The following is a 26,269-nucleotide window of genomic DNA, read 5'->3' on the forward strand; positions in this document are numbered from 1 at the left end:
GCGAATACGGATAGGTGTCATCAACTGTTTTCGGCTTTTACTAGCGGCACACTAAAAGAACCGCCTATATGGCTTAGATATATGACAAACGAGAGAACCTTGAGAAGCCAAACGTAGTCTTCATGCGCTGTGCTAAACGGCACATGAAATACGGAAGTCAACATTCCACTCTACAATGCAGCCCTTAATAGCACCATAAACTGTTTACCGAGCCATACGGCTTAAGCGCTTTATCCTATCGCGAAAGGAGGTGGAATACTTTGAGAAAAACAAAAACCCCTATCTTAACCTCAAAGGAGGTGAAACACATGAAAAAAGGCTTAGTCATTTTAATGGCTATCGCGATGCTCTTTGCGATGAGCACTGCAGCACTTGCTGTGCAGGAAGAAAACCAACTGCCTGGCCACACGAACGCATTACCCGGCAAAGGTAACATCGTTGCCAACACCTACACCCCTGTCGCTAGTGATACTGCAAATCCGTTAAGTGTAAAGGATTATAAGTACTATGAGCAGGGTTTAGTAACAACAACTACCGTCTTTGCTCCATACGGCGGAGGCAACGGCCTCAGTACCCACGTATACGGCACCTGGAACAGCCCGTACACCATGGGTATTGATGGTTACAACTACAATGACTCACAGGACTATGTAGAGACCGGTAAGATGGCAGGCACAGCTGCACCGAAAACGTTCCCGATCAACCCGTACTTCCTTAATGCCATAACCAACATGTTTACTGGCTATGGAATGAGCGGCATGCTTGTTGATACGAACAGTGACGGTGTAAAAGAGTCCGTTGCTACAATGCAAAAACCAGTCTTCCAGTCAGGCCCACACGGCGGCTACCTCACTTCAACACACCGTTGCCGTGAGTGCCACGCAGTCCACCGTGCAGCAGGTAAGTTCAAATTGTTGCGCTCCGACACAAGGTTTGAGGCATGTGATTGGTGCCACGGTACCGGCGCAGGCTCAGGCTACAACATTCAAATGGACAACAATGACCTCTACACCGAGGAGTATAACGTCGGTCACACCATGGGCTACGGTATTGACAGCGGCAAGTGGAAAGCACCAGACGATACCTATCCGGCATTTACGCCGAATTATTACATGGGTGGATTCTCATGCTTCGATTGCCACAGCCCGCACGCTAACCCGGCACGTATGATCGGTTTCGATGCAAACGGCGAGCCGATCCAATCGATCGTTGATCTTGTAAGCGGTAACGTTTATAATATCGGTAACCCAGGCCACGACATGTTTGCTGTAGGCGGCAAGGGCTTCGCTCAGACCAGCATGGACCCAGCTGATCCAAAGCTCGCATGGGTACCGGCTCTCGGCGGTCCGCTTCCGAATAAGGCAAAACCATACTACCTTGCAGGTAGCTGGCTCCTTATCAAGGACCCGGACAAAGAGATCGCATCACGCGCATACACCAATGTTCCTGTTGATGTATGGTCGTTAAGCAGTGCGATTAATGGCCTACCAAGTTATACAACGGGCGCACTTGCACCTTTTGCAGAGTTTGACTCTCTTGGTGCTTCTACTAAGGTGAAAGATGCCAACGTTGACATCGCAGCTGGTGCTGAGATTCCGGATAGCGTCTATTCAGATGGCAAATTCGGTTTTGCTCTTAACGAGTTCGATGCAACCAAGTCATACCCGGTTAACAAAGTTCCGATTAACTGGAATACACCTATCGGTAGCGCGGCTATGCTCGAGACCACTCAGATGTTTGGGTTTGGCGCTCAGAGCGTAACCAATCCGTTGGGCATGGCGAATCCGGCTGTGACCTTCGATCCAAAACAGTATGGCTACAATGTCCGCAACCCGTTCTGTAAATCCGTCATGATTGATGAGTTCTGCACAGACTGCCACGACGGTAACGCTGGTCTCTCAACTGTAGCAGCTCCGCTGTTCAGTGAGGATCGCGCACTCCGCGGTCAGACTGTCACCGGTGATAACACTGGCAACAGCATTAGCACTACCGTAACTGGTAATGTTTCAGACTGGAAGGGTTCGTACGACATCGGCTATGGCCACGATGAGTCATCACGTCACTGCGGCCGTACCATGGAGTTCAATCCAGAAGATGGGTACGATATGGGCCCGAAATGCCGTAACTGCCACAAAGGCTCGACCGGCTGCGGTGCTTGCCACAATGACGACCCGACAAGCCCTGGCGACGGTGTTACCACCACGACAGCGAGCGCGGCTGCGGATAACCACCGCGCCGGCATCAGCTACCTGTTTGCCGAGATGTTCGCAATGGGTAACCAAGCCGATCCGGGTAACCCGATGTTCTCATGGGCTACTCCGTCCGCAGTCGATAGCTACTATCGCCTCACTACCTACGATCCGTTCATTACATCAACCGGCTTGGATAACCAGATGGCACAAGTGAATACGAGTACATCTTTCGGCGGTCTGTCAACGACCGCAAATATGTACAAGAATTCGCGTACGGTTGACTGGTCAACAACAGATTGGAGAGCAAGCAGTGGTGTTTCTAGCACCAACGCAGCTTGTTCCGACGACGGCTTGAGCTGGCCACACCGTACACTCGGTTGGAAGATGCTGAAAGACGATCTGTTCGGTATCGATCCGCAAGGTGTCAGCAACACTGCTGGCGCACCTCGCGTAATCACTGCTGGCCAGGCAAGAACCGGTGTCTTCGGCAACGGTATCAAGGCACATGACCTTGACAGCGTTTGCTTAGACTGCCACAACCCGACGGTTTGGGGTGCTACAAGCACATCTAACCATACGGATGATATCAACAACCCGGCTGACAACATGAACGACGAGCTTCTCCTGAGAGGCTTACCGTAAGACGTTAGCTGTAACTTACAAGGAATTACTTGCAAAAACTAACAAGTAATCAATAACAAAAGCGCACAGCGATTGTGTGCACAACATACAAAACACCAAAGAGACCCGCTTTCATGCGGGTCTCTTTTATTGCCCGGACTCTTCTTATAAGCCGTCGTTACTCATCGCACTCACAGGGTAAAGATAGTTGTGGAGGTGGGATAAGGTATGGCAAACGAATTAAGTCTTGACCAGTGCATGCGAGAGCCCGGTGTTTACTACAATCCTGAAGAGGGCGTTATTATACGGGTAAGTAAAGTAGCACCCCTTCTCGAACATTCAGAGGAGCTGGTTGCCGGCAAGAAAGGCGGAGAGCCTGTCACCTACTGTGTAAAGATTGCAGATGATCCTGCGCTTAACGATGATGATGTGCAGTACATCATCCGCCAGAGAAAACTTTAAGCGGCAAGGTTGGCATGCGACGAAACTTAGTCGGCAGGGTTATAGGTAACGATAAGCCCCGGCATATGGCTGTGCCAGGGCTTATTCGGAGAGCGCCAATAGCTCTGTCTATAAATAACTAACCGCGAACGCTTGTCGGCAGAAACGCCGATGCTTCATTTGCCAGCGACGCTAAGAACTCTGCATCATAAGGCTTAATCGTGCTATATTCCGCAGCAAGGACCTCTTTGGGTTTAAATTGCTGCAAGTAATAACGGCTTGCCCCTACCTCTTTGAGGTACGCTGCTATTTCAATAACATCATCGTGGCTGACGATGGTCGGTACAACCGTTGTTCTGAACTCTACGGCTATGACTCCCCTGCTCTCAGCTTCAACGAGCAGCGTAATACTTTCTTTCACCCTGTCCGTGAAATCACCAACCCGTGTCGCCTTCGCGTAGTTTTTAAAACTCGTCTTTATATCCATTGCAACCATGTCGACCAGGCCCTCATTGATCAGGCCTCGTAGTACATCCGGTTGTGTTCCGTTGGTATCGAGTTTTACCTTGGGAGCAAGGTCTTTTAGATAGGCCAGCAGCTCGGGAAGACTATCGCTGAGCGTAGGTTCACCGCCTGATACACATACGCCATCGAGCCAGCCTTGCTTGGCCTCAAAATTGCGAAACAGCACTTCAAGCGGTATGTCGGCCTTATCTCCCCCGTCGATAAGCGATGGGTTATGACAAAACGGACAGCGCAAATTACAACCGCCTAAAAATATCGTTGTAACTAAATGCCCGTCCCAATCAAGCATGCTTGTTGGGACGATTCCTTTAATACCAAAGGAATTTGCGACTAGTTTCGCAGCCATTGTGCAATATCCTGTCTACTCGGGATTTCGCCCCGCCACGCAGCCACCTCCTGGCCGGTACCGTCGGTGATTACGATCGATGGTGTTGAGAGTACGCCGTAAAACGCAGCTTCGGCCAAACCGTCGACCTCATCGAGGTTGAAGAGCTCAGCATTGCCAGAACCCTGAACAATTGCTTTTGCAGCCGGGCATTTTGGGCAATCGGTTTTCCAAAATACTTTCACTTTCTCTGACATCGTTCCTGCTTCCTCCATAATAACTAGTAATACTGTGATTTGAGGCTGTAACTGGTGCTTTAGGCACTGCAACATTTAAAGTTTGAGCGGAGTGCGGTACTCCGCCCGTTTCAACTATTTACTAACACCCGTGGCCGTTACCGGAGATAGCTTCGGTAACCAGATCGGTTCTGACTCTATCTTTGAGTTCGCCGGACTTACCTTTATTCCAGGTAGGGATCTTTGAGAAATAGCCGACGATACGGGTAATACCGTAGACATCTTCTGAACCGCAACTCGGACATACCTCAGATAGTCCTCTTGAGGTGCGGTGACATGCCTCGCACACGGTGAACTCCGGGCTAAACGCAATCTGCTCGGCATGGGTGCTTCTAAACGTCTTAATGACGAAGTTCTCAAGCGATTTTGCTGACGGCTCATGTTCGCCAAGCCAGATATGGATGATCGCACCCGCATCGATAAGCGGATGGAACAGGCTCTGTTTGCGAACACGCTCGATATAATCGACATCCGCCTCAACAGAGAGATGAATGCTGTTTGTGTAATAGTACTCGTTGTTCTCGAAGCTGCCCTTGATTACGCGCCTGGTCTGCTCGGGATAGTACTTCATATCGAGCTTTGCAAGACGGTAGCCTGATGACTCGGCCGGCGACTCTTCGAGCACGAGCTTAATTCCATATTGTTCCGAGAGTTGTTTGCATTTGAGATTCATATGCGAGACGACCTTAAGCCCGAATTTGAGCGCTTCAGGCGACTCATGTAGCTCTTGGCCTATGTGGGTCTGCACTAACTCATTTAAGCCTAAGAGGCCGCACAGATACGTAAGGCGGTTCATTCTCAGGTACGGCTTACCATCCTGGGCTTCGCTTAGCATTGCAAGCGGGCCTGCGGTGCCAAGCTCCATGAGCTCGCTGATGAACGCCTTTTTCTGGACGTGCGCCTTTGCAACCAGCTCCAACGTACGGTTGAGTTCGGAGAAAAGAAGCTCATCGTTGCCGGTCGCCTTGTACGCGATTCGCGGCAAGTTGATGGTGACGTTTTGCAGCGCCGAGAAGCGCATCATCTCGGGGCGTTTTGCTTCATCGAGGTCTTCCTCACCCAGTTTGAGTTTGAGCCGGCAGCATTGGCTAACCGTTACCTCGTCGCCGCGGTCAAAGACAAAGTAGGTAATGCCCTGCTTCGATGCGACGAGGCATGCGAGCTCAAGGAATTCTTGCCACCCTTCGGTCCTAAAGAAGTCTTCATTGATGTGAAGAAGCGGTTTCGGGAAGACGAACGTCTTGCCGTTGGCGTCGCCCTCAAGATAGACCTCGAACATTGCCTTGAGGAACGCCTGTGCCTCTTTCTCATACGCTTTATATGTTTTGCCGGTGTACTGGCCGCCCGGGCCAACCGCCGGTGTATCGGCGAAGTGGCGTGGGATATTCCAGTACAGGTTAAAATCGGTAAAGGTGACTTGGCTGCCGCGTGCGCCCGCGAGCTGGTTAAACTCGTAGATAAGCATCTGCGCAAGCTGCTTGATTTCTTCATAGCTTCTGTTTACTAGGAACGGCGCGTAGAACATATTGACCGCTTCCCAGCCGACAGCGCCGGCATAATGAGCTTGCAGTGTGGAGGCCATCTTAACCATGTGCCCGACGAGCACTTCGGCATGCTTGGCCGGCTTTGATGTGCTCGTGATGTTCGGTAGCGAGATGCCGTATTTTTTGATGTATTCGAGCGAGTGGCCGCCGCAGTACGGGCGGATGATAAAGCCGAGATCGTGTAGGTGAATATCGCCCATCATGTGTGCAAGCGCCACATCTTCGGCAAATACCTTCCTGAGCGCGAACTCTTTAAGGATCGTCTCAGCAAGCGTAAGGTTTATCGATTCCGGGTTGTGCGTGGTATTGCTGTTTTCTTTATTCGCATTCATGATGATCTCCTCGACATCGTACATCGGAAGACCGAGGTGTGAATGCTTTTTATGCATTATGGTCAGGTTGCGCTGCAGAAGCTCAAGGTCGACGAGCTCCCTAATAATGCTTGTAGTAACAGAGCTGAAGTTGCTGTCGAAGAGCTTTTTCTCAACGGTGCTGGCAATCTCATCGGCGAGGGCTTCGCCGGCGCCGATTTCCTTAATGAGTGAATCAACGATCTTAGCTTTATTCCATATGTTGATCTCTGACTTCGAGTGTGTGCTGACGAGGAGAGCTATATCAGTTGCATCCCCGCTCCGCTCTTCACTGTAGGTCTTTACGACGTTTATTATCCGCATAGGCTTCGCTGTATCGATAGAATCCGTTTCAGCCTCAGCCGTTGTAATGAAATCGGACATAGCTAGAACCCCCTTGTATACTGCTTCTTCTACTCGAACATCTACTGGTTTAAAACTCGCTTCGCCCCTGTTTGTGGGCTATGTACGGTGCTGCGCAGCTAAGTGCTCTGGAAAAACTGCTGCTATGTATAGTGTTATAAAACTACGATATAAAAGCGTTGATTATAGTTCGATAAATGCTACTTCAGATTCTTCAACTCCTGTGTGAATTCTTCTAGATCTTTAAACTCCTTATAAACAGAGGCAAAGCGAATATAGGCTACTTTATCAACTTCTTTGAGTGCTTTAAGTACTCGGTCACCTAACTCTCTCGACGTCACTTCGTAGCTGAACTCATTTCGCAAATTGCCTTCTATATCATCGACCATTTGCTCTGCGTTCTCTCGTGCTACGTGCCGTTTTACGAGCGCTCTTAAGACACCGTCGAGCAGCTTCGTTCTGCTAAACGGCTCTCGAGAGCCGTTCTTCTTGATAACCGTAAGCGGTATATCTTCGACTCGCTCAAAGGTCGTAAAACGCTTACCGCATTCGAGGCATTCACGCCTTCTTCGTGTTACGGCGTTGGTCTCATTACCCCTTGAATCTACTACCTTCGAGTCATGATAACCGCAGTAAGGGCACTTCAAACTTGCACCTTTGCACTTGAGTTATCCACAGGTTTTCCACAACATATTGCGTGTGTAAACATAGTATACCACTACATATTGGGGCTTTAAACAATATTTGAAAGAAAATTTTACGGCAGTGTTGTTATCGCTGGGTAGCATAGTCAAAAAATTTCAAGCGGTCGCTTGTCCTTCGTTTATGGTATAATCTGGCAGGCTCATGAGCTGGAATAATACTAAATGGTAGGATATGGGAGAATTAGTTGGAAACCTGCGCCTCGTTTATCAGCTTGATATCGCGGAGCTCCCTTACGGTCACAATAAATGTGACCGGCTTAGTCGGCCGTATTCTCAATGTATCGCCGTCCCACTTCTTAAAGCGAATGGTGAGCCGGTTTTGCTTAACACTCGTTAGTATCTCAGGCAGTATATTGTCCTCAGCCTTGACGGTGAGCGATTCTTTATCCCCTTTAACTATGGTGATGCGGCCGGCATCGGCTAACAAGACTTCATTAAATGCCTGGACGTCCCGCTCCTCGGTCACGACATGCCCCGAGCCGGGGATGCTGCCCGAACACGACGTCAGCGTCCCTCCCCCGCCGGCCGCCAAAAGCATGACAAGTACTGTCAGGATCAAAGTCCGCATAGCACCCACCTTTCATGCAAGGCGACATAAGCAGACTCTTTATATCCAAAATCGTTCTTTCGTAGCTGCCGGAATACATATGATGGTGAGGATTTAGACGGCATTACTACCTGATTTTGGTAACCTTACCCGAGCCGGAAATATTCTCATTAACCGTGGGCTCGCCGATATAGTCGACTTCACCGCTCCCGCTAACCCGGACATCCAGGTTTTTACTCACCCTGACCTTCGCGCTCCCCGATCCGCTGATATCCACATCGCACGAGGTGCTGAAGAGGTCGGGGGCCGTGTATGAGCCCGAGCCGCTGATTAAGATTTTCTGGCTGCCGACTCGCCCGGATATCGTAAACGCGCTCGATCCTGAACCGTTCACGGTTAGCGAATCCGCGTAGAGTTCCATCGTGACATCGCCCGATCCGCTCGTTGCGATATCCATGTCATCGGTGCGTATGCGACCGCTTTTAGCCTTGGCGGAGCCGGATAACTGCAGCGCTCGTAGATCCTTTACCGTGACGAAATAGTTTATAGGTTTCGTTGGGGTCACTACCGAGCGGGTATCGTTAATAGCGATGTGAAGCTCGCCGCCCCGAACCGTCGTCTTGATTTCGGGCAGGATATTCTCTTCAGCTTCAATGCGCAGCGATTCAGTATCCCCTTGTGTGATATTGAGAGTACCGCTGCCCGAGAGCGATATCCTGGTGAAGTCTTTGACGTCGCGCGTTGTCTCGACTACGTTACCCGAACCGACGACAACCCTGCTGCAGGATGCAAGGGCAACGGTTATACCAACAGCCGATGCGATAATTAAAAAAATGCAGACAATTCGTTTCATGGATACCCCTCCGTAAATAGCGATTGCTCTGTAAACAGTATATCCAAAAAGAGGAGTTAACACTCATAGCCGGATGAATCCTAGAAAAACATCATCTTTAAGCTGATGAGCACGATGAGGACGCCGCCGATTTTGTCTATGGGCAGGTTGATAAAACGAATGCCGTAAGCGAGAAGCAAGCCGCCGAGCAAGACGCCCGTAGGGCCGCAAATAAAGACGATTACCGTCTGCAAAAGGTCGTGTTTGGTAATGCCTTCGGCTGCGAGGACCGCGTAGATTCCGGGCACCATCGAGATCAGTAGCGAGGTTACAATTGCCTCGCGGTTGGTCTTTGTGCGTGCTTCTTCCCCTGTCTTTACTTCACTTTCCGGGTGTTTAAAAAACATCCTAATGCCCGTGAACAGCACGAAAGCGCCACCGATTTTTCCCAGTGGTATTGATGCGAGCGATGCCCCGGCTACGATAACCGTTGTGGGCACCATGAGCCCGAAAAACGCCGCAAGAACGATAAGCACTACGGTGAGCCGGTCTTTGCGCACGAGCGCATCGGCAATATAGACGTTATACGGTGGCCATGCGGCCGATATAAAAAGAAGTGTCGAACCGAGGGTAAGATATACGAGCAACTATTTTCCGCCTAACAATTCGTATCTAACCGCAAAAGCACTCAGGTTTGACCGCAAAACAACCATCACAGCCGTTTGTCCACAGATCTACCTGTACAGGATAGCAGAAATGCCGGGCATCGAGCTAGTCGCCTCGCGCTTCCCTCCACGCATCCGATTCATAATCCGAGAACGCCCAATAGCCTAATATGATCAAGTTGATCGGCGATACAACTGAAAGAAGCCCGTATATATACGGGCTTTTACCGTGTTTTCGCGCAATCAAGGCGGAACATACTATAATATAGCTGATCAGAGCCCCAGGTATAGCGATTTGCAAAAACAACGGCAGCTCTCTTTTCGGCGATATAAGCTTGGCTCTTCTTCGCATGGCCATCATAAAACGTCACCTTCCTTTTCCTACGTATCTACAGCAACCACAAGCTCGCACTTTACAATTGCATATACCCAATTTTGCCGATCATCCTCATACGCACGATTTAGTGTGCATATTACTGTACCTTTAAGCTGTAGTGACGTATTAGTATCGAACGGGTGTTTGCAACCGGGGAATCTTTATGATACATTTAACCTGACCGGCTTTGGGTCACTTATACTATGGGCGAACGCTCTTAAGGAGGAAATTATGCCTCAGCATCCATTGACGCAGCGGCAGCGGCAAATCCTTGATTTTATCCTTTCAGAGATCAATAAGAAGGGGTATCCACCATCGGTTCGTGAGATCGGCCATGCGGTCGGCCTTACATCGAGCTCAACGGTACACAGTCATCTTGCAGCGCTCGAGCGCAAGGGTTATATTCGCCGTGATCCCACCAAGCCGCGTGCCCTTGAAGTTACCGATTTTCGCCTAAGTGATAAAGGCATAATGCCCGGCAAGGTGCATAACGTGCCGTTAGTCGGCCGCGTCGCCGCCGGTCTGCCTCTCCTGGCGCAGGAAAACATCGAAGACAACTTCGCCGTGCCGTCGGAGCTCGCCAGCGAAAGCTCTTTTATGCTTCGCGTTAAAGGCGACAGCATGATTGAAGCCGGCATCCTCGACGGCGATTATATAATCATCCGCCAGCAGAACACCGCCCATGATGGCGAGATTGTCGTAGCGTTGATCGACGACGAAGCGACGGTGAAGCGTTTCTTCAAGAAGCGCGACCACATCGTACTGAAACCCGAGAACAGCGCAATGGAGCCCATTATTGTGCCGGATGCAAAGGTCTTGGGCAAAGTTGTCGGCCTCATGCGCAAGTTCTAGCCAGCCCAATAAATATCCGGTATCCACTTGATGGAACAACTACTCGGGTAAGCGTTCTGTCAGCTCGCGCTCTAGAAAGTACGCGAGCACAATTCGAATGGTCACGATTCCCGCAAGAAGACCGAGGTCAGTGAAATCAAGCTCGTTTACCGTTCGGATGATGTTTGCGCCGACGAAGAAGTCGAGGCTTAAGATTATTCGCTCCACGATGAATCTGCGCGAAGTGTTGATGTCGCCTATGCTGCCGCTTGAAGCCTTGGAGCGAGATATAATGAATGTGTAGACGCTTCCTAAGGCCCCATACGCAAGTATCGCAACCCCAATGATATTGAAAACATTCGATAGCGTCACAGTACACCGCCCGGCGCGAAATGAGTGCTTTTATAGCTACTCTAAAGCTGTTGTTCCCAACTGGGCTGCCATGTAACCTACGAATCAACCGGTGTACTTGCGTCGACCATGAACGACGCGTAATCGTCGACGTCGGCTTGAGGGACATCGACTACAATATTGGTGCCGTCCTCGGTATGTTCTTCCGAGACGATAAGGCTGACGCTATGCAGGCGCTGCAGCACCTCACCGCGCGAGTACGGTACCTTAAGGTGTAAGCGTACCGAGCTTTTACGAATCTGCTCGGCGATTGCCTCGCGAAGGCCGTCGAGACCGATACAATTTGCGGCCGAAACCAGGATGCTTTCCGGGTAGACTTTCCTTAACCGCAGCTGTTCGCTCTCACTGATTAAATCGATCTTGTTAAAGACAAGAACTTGCCGTTTATCTTCAGCACCAAGTTCTTTTAAGACGTCTTCGACCGCCACAATTTGCTCATCCATTTGCTCGGCACTCGCATCCACGACGTGCAGTAACAAGTCTGCGAGCTGCACCTCATCAAGCGTCGATCTAAAGGCGGCAACCAGTTGGTGCGGTAGCTTTTTGATAAAGCCGACCGTATCGGAGATGACGATTTCACGCTTCTGGTGGTCGACGTTGAGCTTTCGCGTGGTCGAATCGAGCGTCGCAAAGAGCTTATCCTCTACCAGCACATCGGCGCCGGTCAGCGCATTAAGCAGGGTCGATTTGCCGGCGTTGGTGTAGCCGACGAGCGCAACGCTGTAGACGCTGTTTCGCTGGCGGCGTTTGCGCTGTGTCGAGCGGTTATTCCTTAATGTCCCAAGCTCTGCGGTCAAGCGTTGGATACGCCGGCGCATGATACGCTTGTCGGTTTCCAGCTGGGTCTCACCGGGGCCTCTGGTACCGATACGGTCCGACATCCTACCGCCGCCCTGGCTCTCGCGCTCCAGGTGCTGCCACATGCCGCGCAGGCGCGGCAGAAGATAGTTGAGCTGCGCCAGCTCGACTTGCAATTTACCTTCAGCCGAGTGGGCGTGCAGGGCGAATATATCGAGAATAATCCCGGTACGGTCGATGATTTTAACTTTGCTTATAATATCTTCAAGGTTTCGCTGCTGTGACGGTGATAGGTCATTGTCAAAGACAACAAGCTGCGCATTATGTGCCAGGGCAAGCTGATTGATCTCCTCAGCCTTGCCCGGCCCGATATATGTGCGCACGTGCGGCCTGTCCCGGTGTTGCATCTCCCGGGCCACGACTTCGCCGCCTGCCGTTATAACCAATTGTTCGAGTTCGTTAAGAGACTGCTCCGCCTCCCATTCAGACTCCGCCCCGAGCTGAACACCGACGATAACGGCGCGCTCGGGCAGTTTCGCCTGTCTATCCTGAAGTTCTATAATATCGTTCGCTCTCCCACTTACAGATTTAAGGAGCCATAGGCCAGACCGCAGAGAGGTTGCTTCCCCTCTGAACCCTGGCTTATGGCTCCTTCTTACTTGAATAGTAATTAGATACTAAGCTTATAGCGAATTTTTAATTCTGTCCAGAGCCTCGGCGAGACGGTCATCTTTGACGCTGAGACAAATCCTGATGTAACCCTCGCCCGACGGGCCGTACGCGTTTCCGGGGGAAATGACAACGCCGGCTTTATCGAGCATGAGCTTCTGGAAGCCTGCCGATGTGTAACCCGCCGGCACTTTCACCCACATGTATATGGTGGCCTTAGGCTTACGGGTTTCGAGGCCGATCTTATCGAGCGCCTCCATGACCATATCGCGGCGGCGCGCATAGATGTCGCACATCTCGCCGATGATATCCTGCGGGCCCTCGAGCGCTTCGATACCGGCGTATTGCAATGCGTTAAAGATACCCGAATCTATATTGGTTTTTACCCGCCCAAGGGCTTCTATAACACGGGCATTACCGGCTGCCCAGCCGACACGCCAGCCGGTCATGTTATACGTTTTTGAGACCGAGCCGAACTCGACGCCCACATCTTTAGCGCCGGGTGTCTGCAGGAAGCTTGGCGCCTCGTAGCCATCGAACGTGATTTCGGAATACGGATTATCGTGTGCGATAATAACCTGATTGGCTTCCGCCCACTTCACTAAATCACCGAAAAAGCCGTCTTGCACGATTGCGCTTGTCGGGTTGTTCGGGTAATTGAGCATGAACATCTTAGCGGCTTTCGCGGTGCTTTTATCAATCGCATCAAGCTCGGGCAAGAAATCGTTCCTATCAAGACACGGCACGTGCGTCGGATTAATACCGGCAAGGATCGGACCGGTGGTATAAACCGGATATCCGGGGTCGGCGACGAGCGCTGTGTCGCCCGGATCGACTACTGCAAGATAGATGTGCGCGATGCCTTCCTTTGACCCAATCAACGGAAGAATCTCAGTATCCGGATTCAAATCAACATCAAAACGCTTCTTATACCAGTTGGCGATGCTGTGGCGAAACGCCGGTAATCCGTAATACGAAGGATAACGGTGATTCACCGGATTTGCCGCTTCTTCGCACAACTTGTCGATGATATTCTTCGGCGTCGGCTCGACCGGATCTCCGATACCCAAGCTAATAACATCGATACCCTGTGCTTTTTTCTCAGCTACCCTCTTGTCGATCTCCGCAAAAAGATACGGTGGCAGATTGTCAATCCGCTTCGCAAATTCCATTATGCTGTGTGCCTCCTCAAAATATATAAAGTGTACAGTTTGTGGCTGATAAAGATGGTAAACGAAAAACTATATTTTTATTACGCTAGCACATTTGAGCTGGTAATGCTAGATGAAAATAGCAAATTAAGGTAACTCGCCGGTCATACTGCCTATAAAAAAGGACCCAAGTCGAGCCCTTTTTTATACCGATATATAGATGTATAATATTTATCGCATCACGCCGCTACCTAAGAGTTGTTTACACTGTTTATTTCTATTTTGAAAATTTGCAAGCGCGTTCGCGATTATCTAGTCTTTGACTGTTCCTGCGACCATCTTGGCTCCTTCGGCGCGAGTCGCCCGGCCGGCGGGCTTAAAGGTACCGTCCGTGTAGCCACTGATTATACCGGCCTTAACACATGAGCCGATATAGTTTTTCGCCCAGGAGCCTTTGACATCCCAGAGCGATGTCGAACCGGCGCCGAGACGCAACGTTTTGGCGATAATCGTAGCGATCTCCGCCCTGGTAATCCTGCTAGATGGCCCGAACGTACCATCGGGATACCCGGTGATTGCGCCGTGGGCTTTTGCGGTTTCAATATACCCTCTAGCCCAGTGGTTGGCTGCAACATCGGTAAACGATGATTTTGCCGGCGTTACGACATTCCATTTCATTGCAAGGCATATCATCTTAGCAAATTCAGCTCTCGTTATGCTCTCGTTCGGCCTAAATGTGCCGTCCGGGAAGCCGCTGATGATTTTACCGGTGACCAGCTTCGAAATAAACGGCTTATACCAGGCACTGGCCGGCGTGTCTGAGAACGTGACAGCCCCCAAAACGTCGGTCAATGCCGCTTCTGCCACCGCCGATTTATTGCTTTCGTTACCCGCTTTATCGATAGCAGTTACGTAATATTTATAGACGGTCTTTCCCAAAACTTGGGTATCACTAAACGACGGTGTTATTACCAAACTCCCGTTTATCTTGACGGGATCAAGCGAACCCTCGCTGCGGTACACATTGTATCCGGCCAGATCCTGATCGGCATTCGCGTTCCAGGTAAGATCGATTTCTGTTTTAATTGCCGCCGCCTTCAAGCCGGTTGGGGCGTTAGGTACGATGATATCTTGCGGTGGTTGCGAGTCGCCGCCCCCGCCACCGCCACCGCCGCCGGAGCCGTTGTCGCCTGGCTGTCCACCAGAATCCCCGCCAGCCGGAAGTTCCCACTTTTTGTCTGTTCTGTCAATGGTAGGGCTTGCGGTGGTGAAGACACCGCCACCGAACGTGCCCGCGTAAACAGCATTGCCGGCTGGTGAAATGGCAAGCGTGAGGACTGTACTCTTCGTGTTTCCTGTTTTGGGATCTATCCAGTTGAGCCCTGCGCTTGCACTCGCCCAGTTGAGCCCGCCGTTGGTCGATTTATATGCGCCCCCATTTGTGCCGGCGTAGATGGTCGAATCCGACCCGTAGTGAGACGACATGGCGAACGACGTTGCGAAGCCGGTATTACAGCTGGTCCAATTGACTCCGCCATCGACCGATTTATAAATGCCGCGTATCGTGCTTGCAAATACGGTATGGTCTGTGGAGAAATTAGGCGACACGGCGACCGCGCTTACAAAGCCCAAGTCGCTGTTATCCCGCTCCCAGCTGTCTCCACCATTGGCTGATCTATATACTTCCCCGAGCGTATTCGAGGTATCTGCTACTGCGACGAATACGGTAGAATCAGCAGCATAATCCGGGGAGAACGCAATCGAGCGAACTATTACACTGGTTGGTAAGCCGGCAGTGATTCTAGCCCAGCCCATAGTTCCGTCGTCTGTGACGGTCGATTTATATACGCCTCCGCCGTTGGTGCCGGTAAAAATCGTCGGCGTCTCTTCTGAAGTTGGTGCGATTGCGATCGAGGATATGTAGCGGTACGAGAGCCCCTTATTAACAGGGTCCCAGGTATCGCCCCCGTCGGTAGACTTGAATATACCGTCGCCGTTAGTGCCGGCAAACACGGTGGAATCGCTGGCGAACCGTGGCGATACGGCGACCGTATACACACTAAGGTTGGATAACCCTTCGTTGGCGGCTGTCCAGGTTTCGCCGTCTGTCGACCTGAACACACCTTCACCGTTTGATGCTGCAAACACCGAAGCACCATCCGGAGAGACTGCCAGTGAATATATCTTACTGTTTCCCGGTCCGAGACTATTCCAGTCACCCGCCAGGGCTATGGCGGGCATAAATACCATTACGAGCATGATGCATGCCGCAAAGAGCAATGAGTTTATACCTGTCGATACTAACCTCTTACGTAATGCCGTTCGCAAAATACCAATCACTCCTCTTACCGTTATGCACGTAACACGTGCATCCTATAAACAAAAAACCCAGCCGTATATGTAAGGGCCGGGTTCACTACTCGCTCCGGTATGCCAAGTGACCACGTACAGCATACCATCAACGCTTCCCTAACGTATGAAACAATTGTTACTAACAAGCTACCAATTATTACCAATAATACTATAGAAGCGCTTGTTTATCAAGAATATAATGAATAAGGTTAGAACTGTTTGCCGTGGCGGTGGCAGTTGGTGCATTTCTGTGCGGTGTCACATTTGACGTACGTACCGACGTGACATGCTTCACAGAATTGCTTTTGGCCCCCAGGAAGGCGCATATCAAAACCGGCTGTCTCGGTACTGCCCACGGTGATGGTGTCGGCGATCATCCAGGGTTGGTTGGAAGCATGGTGATCGTGGCATTCGGTGCAGGGAACCGCCGGGTAACTTGCTCTATATGGGCCCTTCCACTCCAGCATCCCCGCCGTTGATGATTCGCTCGAACTCGCCCGACCGTGTGCGGAATTACCGACGGCCAAGGGGTCGTTGTAGCCGAAACGCGTTACCGTGGTTTCCGTCGAGTCAATCGTCATGGTTGTTATAATCGTGTCGGCGTTAAAGAATTGCCAGTACGCGGCGGTACTCGTATCGCCGTTATTATCCACTTGCTCGTATGAGGTCCATGATGATACCCGTATATCATACGGTATATAGTAAGTGGACGTTTTTGCGGCCCTGAGAATCGTTGCGCCGAGCCATGCCATTGATGTGGAATCCGTATGGCAGCTCTCGCACCACCTATACATTCCCGATGACGTTGTTGTCGAATCGTAGTTGCTATTGGCGGCTCCAACGATATACCACTGGTTGCGGGTATTGCGTGGGTCTATCAAAAGCCTCCACAAGTTGGGATCGGCCGTGTGTACCTCGTGACAGCTCGCGCATTGTTTTGATGAACCGCCGTCTTGACCTCCGCGGCTGTGCCGGTTGGTTTTAGTGAGAACCGCCGCGATATTGTAACTGCTGCCGGTTCCATCGTGGCAGACCAAGCATTGTTCGCTTTGGACAAACGGGGTCGACAAATCCTTATCGACAGCTGTATGCGAGCGGTGGCATTGAGCACAGGTGTCGGTATCCCGGTCGCGGGGTTTAAAGTGTGGATTATCAAAGGCTAACAGCTGCCCCTCGTTAACTAACAGCGTAATACTTATGGCCAAGATGTTTAGCAAAACAAAACTAAGAAACATTATTCGGCGTTTACGGAACACCGCTCCCCACCTCGATAATATCGTCATATAGATCCTTCGGTGAGCCGTTTTTCGAAAGTATTTCGATGTTAAAGACGACTCCGTTGATCTGGTACGCGAGGACGGCATAGTCCTGGCCGTCTGTGCCAAAATATGCCTCGGCGTTGTTGACGGATGTGTTTTTACCGTCGGCTGCGTAGTAAGGTTTGATGTTTTGTTCGATCGATTTCTTGGCTTCTTCTTCGGTATTGAGTTGGTTGAGTGCAATAGTAAGCTGTTGTATTTCCGGATGAGCGCCGGATTCTGGGCTATACATCCTATTTGCAGTAATCGGGCCAGCTGTCTCGCTTACCATCTTATATCCCCGTATGCGGCTAGGAAACAAGACAATTAAATCACCCGAGTAGAACGGGCTTTTACCATCTTTGCCCCCTGATATCCCTTTATTTTGAGTGCTTGAAACGGCCGCATTTGCGCTCTCTAGCAATCTATTGAGGGCGTTGGCCTGTTCCTTGTCTCCGCGCTTCCTAGATTCTTTAATTTTTTGTTTGAGAATCTCAACGTCTTTATGTTTCGTGCAAACAGTTCTGCGGATAGCTACTTTGTACTTGCCGGTGTTCCATCGAAAGACGGTAATCGTCTTGCTCCGATCCTTGATAACGTGGTTATATTTGCAGATGGTTTTTGTACCGGTCTCAACGTTTGTAAACATTCCGAATACAACCAGCGGGAGTATGAGGACTATTGCAATAGCGATGACTAAAATCGGATACTCTCTATATAATTTAGCTGCTTTTTCAAAGGCGGACACTCGAATATTCTCCTAGCGCAAGAGTTTCCCAGATTATACCAGATTGTAACATAATATGCCAGGTTGAAGTATTAGTAAGAAAGTTATAACAGTAATACTACTAACACGAATAGTGGTTCGCCTGCTAGGTCGGGCCTATGCTGAGACTAGGCTTCAGTTGCAGATGATGGACTGTTTATCCCAATGAGGCGAGCTTTTCTAGAGGAAGACATGAAGTATCCTGCTAGTAGCGCAATATATGCGCAGGTTAAACTTAACGCGATAAGCCAAGGGATATTGGGCTGCGAAGTTTCGATAAGGGTTACGTAAGGTGTGCCGATACCATGCTGTATGTCGGATGGTATGTCGGCGAACCAGGTTATTATCGGGGTATTTCCGACGACCACTATTGCGGATAACAACAAGGAGCTAAACAGAGCCCACAGTAAAGCCCTATACGGCCCCATACGCTGCCTTATGAGGCCAACGGAGGCTGCTAGGTTGATTATGGTTGCAAGAAGCAACATGAAGCCTCCTACGCTGTTATAGCGCAGTGAGAGGAACTGCGCTTCATACGGTTGGCCTGCATCGAGAACGCCGCTTATGAAGCTCACTTTATAAGGATAGAAAAGCGCAATGCCGGACCATAGAGCGCTTGCTATAGCCAAGACCACCAGAAGGCTCACCACTGTTTTATTTACGTTGTAGTGCTGTTGATGTGTCCGCTGAGACCACAGCAAGGCCGTACCGGCTAGTGTTACTATGCTTCCTACGATTATCGGTGCCCACTCAAACGGGGTCGCCATGTAAGCAAAGCCGAAAACCTTCTCGATGCCGATTAACGCCGTCACCAGGATGGGCAAAAGGTGCAGCGCCGAGATCGATCTCGAAATGCTCTGGGTCGACAGCAGGTCGAACAAAGAGAAAATACCGAGGATAATAGAGAATACGCTTGCGATGGCAAGAATCAGCCAGCCGTCTGCAGTAATTTTGAGGATAGCCGCCGGCCCATCAAATGCCGCCGAAATGACAGCCGCCATGCAGGTTGCGATCCATAACGCTAGTGTAGCAAGCGCTGTTACGGAATAGCGTTCCAGCAATCTTTTGGATAACAAAGCGCAAACAGCCATAGCGAGCGCTGATAGAAGAACGAGCGATTCATCAAACGCGAAAAGTGAAAACGGCGAAAAGGAGCTCGGACGCTCCCAGTTCCCAACAATCGCGATTGTTCCGAGCAACGCTGCGGCCGAGCCGGCAGCCTTAAACCAGGTTCGCTCGCTTTTAGTTAATCCTGCAAGAATGATGGCAAACAGGGGCGCAAACGATAAGAGGAACGCCACGTCGCTACCGGACGGTGCAAATGCCGAGCGTTTGGCTGCCTGAAGGAAGAACGACATGCCGGCGCTTAAGCCGATAACCAGGATGGTAAGCGCATCTTGTTTGGCCTCAGCAGTGCGGCCAAAACCGGTGATAATTTTACGGGCGACTTTGCTTGCCGTAGAGCCGAAAAACAATGCGGAAAATATTGATGCCATTAAAAATACGGCAAACACAGCTGTTGCAGCCGGAGCTTGCTTGATGTTTACGATCGTTAACACATAGTACAACGACCAGCTGACACCCAATATTAGTGAAGTTATGACCGTCCTAAATAGTGTGTTGAATTGCACTGATTCTCCCATGCGCAAACTTAATTATATAACATTTACGGCGGAGGGAATTCCCTCCGCCGTATTGTGTATAAGAACTTTTAATGACATGTGCTTTATAAGCTTATGCCTTCTCCGATTCTGTGCCTACGTCTAGGCGTCTGCGATACAGGGCATAGAGGCCGCCGAATAGGACAGTCGGTATTGCCAATATTTTCCCTGTGGTTCCGTTTGATACCTTACCAAGCATCGGGGAGATGTGATCCTCAATGAATGGGTCGGACGCTGGAGCAGTAAATGGCTTTTTACTTGCCCAGTATACGTGGCCGTCACCGACAATGTTGCTATATTTTAGCTTTGCGTTAGCGAGAACTGTGTCCCTGTCGCCATAGGTTAGGGCGCCAGCCGGACAAGTCGCTACGCATGCCGGGCCTTCCGGCCTGTTGTAGCACAGGTTGCACTTGAATGCCAATGGGCTCTCATCGGTTGCGCACTCGTTCTGCTCGCGGATTTTCGGATAACCGCCCCTGCGGCAGTATGTGCGGCACTGCCTCATACACAGTGTATTATTGGGATCGCATTGATTTTTATCGACGTATACCGCGCCTGTCGCTGCATCTATCGCCATCGCACCCAGAGGGCACGCGCTCGCGCACGGCGCACCCTCGCAGTGCCAGCAGCTATACCGAACATACGGTGGAGCATCGTTAACCGCTTGCGCCTTAACGACCATCGGGTCGTCCCACGCGACTTTCGGAACACCGTCATATGCGGGCACACGGTCTAAACCCTGAACTCGCTGGCAGGCTACCTGACAGCCCCTGCACTTCATACATTTGTCAATCTCGTGAAGAATTGCCATATGTGCCATTCTACATCACACCTCCTTTACTTATGAATCTGGCAGAGACAAACTTTGTACTCTGGCATTTTGATATTCATGTCGAGGGCATCGATTGTAAGGTCATTTGCGCTAGCACCTTCAGAAATAACGCCCTCTGGTCTTCCGAGCGCGTTGCGCAGGTAGACCTTGTTCCAGTGCCACGGAATCGCGACAACACCTTGTTTTACATATTGCTGCGTTGAAAGACCCGAACCAACTTTGGCCTTGAACGGACCGACATTGGCCTTTCTTGCAGTGTCAATATAGACAGAGTCGCCGTTCTTAATACCTTTGGCTGATGCATCAGCCGAGTTGAGCTCGATAAATGGCTCGGGAACCAGCTCGCATAGCCACGGTATGTTCCTGGTTGTCGGGCCGCCCTGGAAGTGCTCGGTTACCCTGATCGTCTCGAGGATGAACGGGTAGTTTGTTGTTGTACCGATTGCACCTGTTGGGGCATCACCAGTCTTACCGTATTTGGTTAGAGCAGCGCTGTTATTTGTCTCAATACATTCCCAGTGTTTCGGCATCGTAGCGCCTTTGGTTGCATCGCACGTTGAACTATCGCCGCTATTGAGGTCTTTCAGCTTGCTGTAGTAACGATACGTGGTCGCATACGTGATTACGTCTGCCGAATAATTCACATTGGCCGGAGATGTATATTGCGGGTCGTGATGTACGAAGAACCTTGAGACCTGATCTGGCGCAACGAAGGTATCTGCTACGTCGTTTGCAAGGCTGCCCGCGCTGTTGTTGTAGAATATGCGGCGGTTCTTAAGCCATGCCCATCCCCAATTGGAGTAGAGGCCGACCGTGCTGTCCGTGCCGTTGTGGCCGACGCTCATACCGCCCCTGCTCTTTGCGCGGTTAGGAACGTTTTTGACGTCGGTGTTGGCCGCCGGGGTATGCGCAAGCATCTTCATTAACGTGAGAGTGCTGGAAGCCGTATCTATGCTCCAGATTGTCGCTTGTTCACCATCAACATAGCAGGTATCACCGCGTAGGAATTTATCCATTACAAAAGTACCGCTGGTGTCGGTGATATTGTATGTTAAGGCATCAACTGTGACCGTAGATACAGTCCTTGCAACTCCACCGATGGTGATGCTGGTGGTGCCGTTTGATTGAACCTTGGCCGCCGCCGATGCGCTTGTGTAATTATCAACAAGCTTGGTCGCGCCGGTATCATTGCCGGGCGTATTCTTCGCAATTGTTTTGTAATTGCCGACACCGGCCCAACCGCCCCAGCCGCCACGGTAAATCCACAGGGCACCCCAGCCGCCATCGTTGCCGTCGGCACTGTTGATCTTGGTGTGAGCCATCTGCTTAAAGATGCTCTCGGCGACCGTTGCGGCTACGTCATTGAATGGGGTTGTTCCAGCGGGATCCCAACCGTACTGGCTGCCGTAGAGGCCTTCATACAGGCTGCTGAAGTTGCCGCTGTCATCGCCTTTGCGTGTTGTCGGGATATGGCTAAATGCGCCTTTTTCCTCAAGCTTCTTCGCGAGCCTTAAGAGAATCTCGGTATCCGACTTGCTTCCGCCTTGCGGATTTATAGCTTTATAGCGCCACTGTATCCAGCGACCGCTGTTCGTAACCGAGCCCTCTTCCTCGACGAAGCCGCCTGCCGGCAACAGGTAGGTAACACCTGTTGGTTTACGCTCGCAGCCTGCTGTCTCTGTCTCGAAGATGTCTGAGACGACCAACGTATCGAGCTCGTACAAGCCCTTCGTGACCAGAGTTTGATTAGGCTCTGTATTCGCCGGGTTCTGGCCTAGGACGAACATGCACTTGACTTGAGTCTTAGCATCGGCTGTCGCTTTTGCCGGGTCCATATACTTGAACATCTCTATGTGATGGTAACCATTGCCCTTTGGAAGCAGGTCGAAGTTCAAGTTGTTGAGGATCGACCCATCGTTGTTCGGATCCCGATCGGCAGCAAACGGGGTTGCTTTCTGGCGGAAGTACCAGTGCATCATGTTGCGGAAACCATGCTGCTGCAAATTCCAGCCATTGAATGAGCCATCATCGAACGTCGCGTTATAGTAGTTATTGCCTGCGCCTTTTACGCGGGCACCGCCGAAGAGCTTATCCATGTAAATGCCGTACCATCCATCGGGGATGATGTGCGTGGTGTCCATGACGGCAGCGCCTTTCACATGAGCGTTTACCAGACCGGCAGTAAGAGTGACCGTAAATGGAGACATGGTTTCTGTGCCTACGGCCGAGATTACGACATCCTCTTGCGTAGCCTTACCGGCATCGATTCTAAGTGTGTCGCCGTCATGGAACTTCACCTTTGAGATGACTTGAACGGTGGTTGCACCAGCTACAGCTGCTGCGCTGAGCGTTGTCTCATTACGTAGCGGTACATCTGAATAACCGGGCATGCTCGAGAAGAGAACGCCCATATCCGTTGAGCCCTGTACGTTGTGAATTCCGCGGAGCGCATTGATGCCGCCACCGGCTCTGCCCATGCAGCCAAGAAGCATCTGAAGCATTGAATATGCTCTCAGATCTTGCGAAGCGTGTGTGAACTGTGTAGCACCCATAGCGTATAGAATCGTTGCCGGGTAAAGCGAACCTTTTGCAGATCCGGTACCGCCCGCTGTCGAGTCATCGCCGTGACCTTCGGCAACCATTGCGGCAAACTGGGTAAATGCCGATGCGCCGCCCGGTATGTCGCAGACGCTTGCTACGGTAGCAGCGTCATAGTAGGCCGCCCTTCTCTTGAGTGTCTGGAATACCGTGTCTGAGTCGCTGCTAGCATTATCCAGCGGCTGTGTTGAAACAACCGGAAATCCGCCCGAGCGCTGATAATCAGAACCGTCAGAGTTGAGCCTGAATAGAGAATCCGTCCACTTCGGCCACGGGTTTTTAGTAACCTTAGTACCCGTCTCATTAGTAAACGTCCTGCTTGCCATAGCGGTCTGATACGCTGCATCGTATTTCTTGTTGGAGATGAGGTAGTTGAACAGACCCATCATTAGAGCGCCGTTTGTACCTGGGCGAATCCTCAGATGCATGCCGCCCGTGGCTTGTGCCATAGCGGCGGTGCGGGTTCTCCTCGGGTCGACGACGATCATCTTAGCGCCGTTTCCAATTGCCTCATTGATATACTGGGTAACGACCGGGTGGTTCTCGACCGGGTTAGCACCCAACACCATGATGAGCTTCGAGTTCTTAATATCGATCCAGTGGTTCGTCATTGAACCCCTTCCAAATGTGCGGCCAAGACCGGCCACAGTGGAAGAGTGTCATATACGAGCCTGGTGCTCGGTATTATTGGTACCGAAGTTGGCGATCAACTTGCGGTAGATCCAGTTCTCCTCATTTGTTGCATGAGAGCATCCGAGGAACGCAACGCCTTTGGTCTGACCGGTGACTTTACCGTTCTCAACCGGAACCGCTTCTCTTGCCGCAACCATTGCGGTCGCGATGTCATCGATAGCCTGAGTCCAGCTAATTGGTGTCCACTCGTTGTTACCGGTCCTCTTCATCGGGCCCATATCATCGGTGCCGTCTGAACGGCTGGCAACGTGAATACTATCCGGTACACCAACACGGCGTTTGTTATTAGCGAGCTGTATAGCGGCAGCGCCCTTGCTACAAAGCTTCCCTTTGTTAATCGGGCAATCCGGATCACCGTAGATATCGACTGCTTTCACCGGGCCAGTCCCATTGCCATCGGGGCCTTTATCTTGGCCAAGAGCAACGACCAAGTTGCAGCCTACCGAGCAGTATGGGCAGGTTGTTCGTTTGGACGTATCCGTGATTACGTACTCTGCCGCAACTGCTGCGCTCGGTCCAACAAGTGTCCAGTCCAGCGCCATAGCACCGGCGCCCGCCGCTGATATTTTTAAGAAATCACGACGCGATAGGCCCCGCTTCTTGGTTTTTGTATCAATTTCCTTCTTAGACATGTGCGTACTGCCTCCTTTCCTTATTACTTGTTATGGCAGCGCTCGCACACACCGCGATTGTTGGCCCTGAGGATAGCGCTGTTTGATGCACCATTAGTACCCATCGAAGGCGGCGTAAAGGCCATTGTATTATTGTATGGGTCAACGCCGGCAGCATAACCAGCCATGGTCTTGTCTGTACCGTGTGCACGGTGGCAGGTCAGGCATCCAATGTTGTCAGCGGTTGAGTTAGGCTGTGTTGCACCATGGGCTTCGGCCGTCGCGCTATGCTCGAGCGGAATATCGAGATTGTCGCCCCACGCTGCGTTCATGCCTGTTGCAGTCGTGGTGGTGAGAAGGTCTCGATCGCCAACAAAGCCGTTAAGCGGAACGTTAACCGGGTGACGGTGTCTTACAACATCGCCGAGGCCATCGCCTGCATTGTAGGCAGTTTGGTTGGTAGATGACGTCGTGTTGTACTCAGTGTGGCATGCAGCACACCAACCGCTAATACCTTTTCCAGCTGCAGGGGCTTTAGCATAGCGAGCGGTTGTGTAGTCTGGGCTGTAGCCCGCAGCCGCAACATGAAGCCTGAAGCCGCCATTCGGGTTGCTTTGGCTTGGAAGCGGGAAGCCAACCTCGTTTGAGAGAACGTACGGGTCCGGATTCGGATCGGTTTCATTGGCAAAGTTTGTGCCATAACCGCCGACGGCAACACCGTTGACTTTATCTTTCAGGATACGGTAATTGCTTGAGCCATGTGGGTCGTGGCAGCTGTCGCAATCCATAACGATTTGGAGACCGCCCCCGGCATCATATGTACCATTTGAGCGTCTTCCACCAAAAGCGAGACCGCCACCAGCTACAAATTGGCTTGCAGCGGTAGCCGAAGGCATGTCGTGCATTGAGGTTACTGAGGCCTGCTTGATTTCAACGAAGCCTCCACCATTGAGTACGTCGCCGGCCGTTGAATTGCCGATTGCGGACTCGAGTACGCCGGACATAACGTCTGTAGCAGCGCCGGCTGAGCCAGCGCCGTGGCAGGTGTAGCAGAAGTCCTTAACCGTGGCAGATACAAATTGGCCCTGGTTACCCGGTTGTGTCGGGTCGAAGCTAAGGTTGCTACCGGCAAGCAATGCGCTCTTGTCGCGATTCAATGTGCGATCTTCGAACTTCACGTTGCTTACTGAGGTGTGCGCGCGGTGACAACCGGCACAAGCATCCGTGTCGGTTACGAATGCGCCGTGCGGACCGTAGTTAGCAAATGCTACTCCGCTTGCCATGAATACAAATGTTGCTACAACAAGCGAAATCAACACAAGTCTACTAACGTTCTTTGTACGCACGAGTTCTGATGTGTCAAGTAACATTGTTCGCATCTATTTCCTCCCTTTCGTTTCATTTAGTCAGATGCATTTATACGCATAACCGGACTTTTACTAAGCCCTATATTTAACTCCCCTATAGCATCACCTTCCTTAAACCAAGATAGTTATAGATAAGCTGCTTGAAGACCGAACCATCCTCAAGAACCCGATTATAACGAATCCACGGTTGTACATATACAAAGACCTGGCCTGGTATAATAGTGGGTAACATCTGTTACACACTAGGGCAAAATATTAGGTCCACCTGCCGTAAATTTAAAGGCTTCATCACGGGACTGAGTAACAGAGTACGTAACACTAGTTACACACTACATATGATTACTTTACGTCATAATGTCAGATTTTACAAGAGCTCGCTTTGCCAAGTATGACTAGAGTGATAATCGGTGCCAGAGTTAATGTCAGGATGTCTAACTGCGAATGTTTTTG

Annotated in this window: 22 protein-coding genes and 1 riboswitch; of the genes, 3 read left to right on the top strand and 19 right to left on the bottom strand. The window is 51.0% G+C overall.

Going from position 1 to position 26,269, the window contains the following annotated elements; translation table 11 throughout:
* Positions 1-308: 308 nt before the first annotated feature.
* Complete coding sequence (locus tag VGK02_03455; protein HEY3374103.1) at positions 309-2,834, top strand: hypothetical protein; 2,526 nt, start codon at positions 309-311, stop codon at positions 2,832-2,834.
* A gap of 207 nt (positions 2,835-3,041) precedes the next feature.
* The gene (locus VGK02_03460; protein HEY3374104.1) at positions 3,042-3,275 is read left to right on the top strand and encodes a hypothetical protein; all 234 of its coding nucleotides are present in this window, start codon (positions 3,042-3,044) and stop codon (positions 3,273-3,275) included.
* 118 nt (positions 3,276-3,393) lie between these two features.
* Here VGK02_03460 and VGK02_03465 read toward each other — a convergent pair whose 3' ends face one another.
* The 8 genes from VGK02_03465 to VGK02_03500 form a co-directional block, all read right to left on the bottom strand.
* Positions 3,394-4,125 (bottom strand): anaerobic ribonucleoside-triphosphate reductase activating protein, encoded by a 732-nt coding sequence (locus tag VGK02_03465; GenBank protein ID HEY3374105.1) that lies wholly within the window; start codon positions 4,123-4,125, stop codon positions 3,394-3,396.
* On the bottom strand, positions 4,110-4,361 hold the full coding sequence (locus VGK02_03470; GenBank protein ID HEY3374106.1) for a thioredoxin family protein: 252 nt from the start codon (positions 4,359-4,361) through the stop codon (positions 4,110-4,112). The genes VGK02_03465 and VGK02_03470 overlap by 16 nt, the downstream gene beginning before the upstream one ends.
* 121 nt (positions 4,362-4,482) lie before the next feature.
* Positions 4,483-6,678: an anaerobic ribonucleoside-triphosphate reductase gene (gene nrdD, locus VGK02_03475; protein ID HEY3374107.1), complete on the bottom strand. Its 2,196-nt coding sequence runs from the start codon at positions 6,676-6,678 to the stop codon at positions 4,483-4,485.
* Between the two features lie 179 nt (positions 6,679-6,857).
* Positions 6,858-7,304 carry a transcriptional regulator NrdR gene (gene nrdR, locus VGK02_03480; protein HEY3374108.1) on the bottom strand — a complete coding sequence of 149 codons (447 nt, stop codon included), beginning with the start codon at positions 7,302-7,304 and terminating at the stop codon, positions 6,858-6,860.
* 238 nt (positions 7,305-7,542) lie between these two features.
* Positions 7,543-7,929 carry a DUF2807 domain-containing protein gene (locus VGK02_03485; protein ID HEY3374109.1) on the bottom strand — a complete coding sequence of 129 codons (387 nt, stop codon included), beginning with the start codon at positions 7,927-7,929 and terminating at the stop codon, positions 7,543-7,545.
* Between the two features lie 106 nt (positions 7,930-8,035).
* Positions 8,036-8,761: a head GIN domain-containing protein gene (locus tag VGK02_03490; GenBank protein HEY3374110.1), complete on the bottom strand. Its 726-nt coding sequence runs from the start codon at positions 8,759-8,761 to the stop codon at positions 8,036-8,038.
* Between the two features lie 80 nt (positions 8,762-8,841).
* Positions 8,842-9,387: a hypothetical protein gene (locus tag VGK02_03495; GenBank protein ID HEY3374111.1), complete on the bottom strand. Its 546-nt coding sequence runs from the start codon at positions 9,385-9,387 to the stop codon at positions 8,842-8,844.
* Positions 9,388-9,511: 124 nt separating this feature from the next.
* Entirely contained in the window at positions 9,512-9,766 is a 255-nt protein-coding gene (locus VGK02_03500) for a hypothetical protein (GenBank protein HEY3374112.1), read from the bottom strand.
* A 246-nt stretch (positions 9,767-10,012) separates the two neighbouring features.
* Between VGK02_03500 and lexA the strand changes: the two genes are divergently transcribed.
* Positions 10,013-10,633, top strand: a complete 621-nt coding sequence (lexA, locus tag VGK02_03505; GenBank protein ID HEY3374113.1) for a transcriptional repressor LexA — start codon at positions 10,013-10,015, stop codon at positions 10,631-10,633.
* Positions 10,634-10,672: 39 nt separating this feature from the next.
* Here lexA and VGK02_03510 read toward each other — a convergent pair whose 3' ends face one another.
* The 11 genes from VGK02_03510 to VGK02_03560 all read right to left on the bottom strand — a co-directional run bounded on the left by VGK02_03510 (position 10,673) and on the right by VGK02_03560 (position 25,831).
* Positions 10,673-10,984, bottom strand: coding sequence for a DUF1622 domain-containing protein (locus tag VGK02_03510; GenBank protein HEY3374114.1), 312 nt, complete (start codon positions 10,982-10,984; stop codon positions 10,673-10,675).
* A gap of 77 nt (positions 10,985-11,061) precedes the next feature.
* Positions 11,062-12,492 carry a GTPase HflX gene (gene hflX, locus VGK02_03515; protein HEY3374115.1) on the bottom strand — a complete coding sequence of 477 codons (1,431 nt, stop codon included), beginning with the start codon at positions 12,490-12,492 and terminating at the stop codon, positions 11,062-11,064.
* 12 nt (positions 12,493-12,504) lie between these two features.
* Positions 12,505-13,662: an LL-diaminopimelate aminotransferase gene (locus tag VGK02_03520; protein HEY3374116.1), complete on the bottom strand. Its 1,158-nt coding sequence runs from the start codon at positions 13,660-13,662 to the stop codon at positions 12,505-12,507.
* A 291-nt stretch (positions 13,663-13,953) separates the two neighbouring features.
* Positions 13,954-15,969, bottom strand: a complete 2,016-nt coding sequence (locus tag VGK02_03525) for an S-layer homology domain-containing protein (protein HEY3374117.1) — start codon at positions 15,967-15,969, stop codon at positions 13,954-13,956.
* A 68-nt stretch (positions 15,970-16,037) separates the two neighbouring features.
* A riboswitch (cyclic di-GMP riboswitch) is annotated at positions 16,038-16,119 on the bottom strand.
* An 83-nt stretch (positions 16,120-16,202) separates the two neighbouring features.
* Complete coding sequence (locus VGK02_03530) at positions 16,203-17,249, bottom strand: cytochrome c3 family protein (protein HEY3374118.1); 1,047 nt, start codon at positions 17,247-17,249, stop codon at positions 16,203-16,205.
* Positions 17,239-18,039, bottom strand: coding sequence for a hypothetical protein (locus VGK02_03535; protein HEY3374119.1), 801 nt, complete (start codon positions 18,037-18,039; stop codon positions 17,239-17,241). Before VGK02_03535 ends, VGK02_03530 begins: the two co-directional genes overlap by 11 nt.
* Positions 18,040-18,185: 146 nt before the next feature.
* Positions 18,186-19,616, bottom strand: coding sequence for an EamA family transporter (locus tag VGK02_03540; protein ID HEY3374120.1), 1,431 nt, complete (start codon positions 19,614-19,616; stop codon positions 18,186-18,188).
* 175 nt (positions 19,617-19,791) lie between these two features.
* Positions 19,792-20,538 carry a 4Fe-4S dicluster domain-containing protein gene (locus tag VGK02_03545; GenBank protein ID HEY3374121.1) on the bottom strand — a complete coding sequence of 249 codons (747 nt, stop codon included), beginning with the start codon at positions 20,536-20,538 and terminating at the stop codon, positions 19,792-19,794.
* Between the two features lie 17 nt (positions 20,539-20,555).
* Positions 20,556-23,759 (bottom strand): molybdopterin-dependent oxidoreductase, encoded by a 3,204-nt coding sequence (locus VGK02_03550; GenBank protein ID HEY3374122.1) that lies wholly within the window; start codon positions 23,757-23,759, stop codon positions 20,556-20,558.
* A gap of 48 nt (positions 23,760-23,807) precedes the next feature.
* On the bottom strand, positions 23,808-24,473 hold the full coding sequence (locus VGK02_03555; GenBank protein ID HEY3374123.1) for a twin-arginine translocation signal domain-containing protein: 666 nt from the start codon (positions 24,471-24,473) through the stop codon (positions 23,808-23,810).
* Positions 24,474-24,496: 23 nt separating this feature from the next.
* The gene (locus VGK02_03560) at positions 24,497-25,831 is read right to left on the bottom strand and encodes a cytochrome c3 family protein (GenBank protein HEY3374124.1); all 1,335 of its coding nucleotides are present in this window, start codon (positions 25,829-25,831) and stop codon (positions 24,497-24,499) included.
* Positions 25,832-26,269: the final 438 nt, after the last annotated feature.

Source organism: Candidatus Aquicultor sp. (assembly GCA_036504445.1).
In the GTDB taxonomy this organism is placed as follows: domain Bacteria; phylum Actinomycetota; class Aquicultoria; order Aquicultorales; family Aquicultoraceae; genus DASXVE01.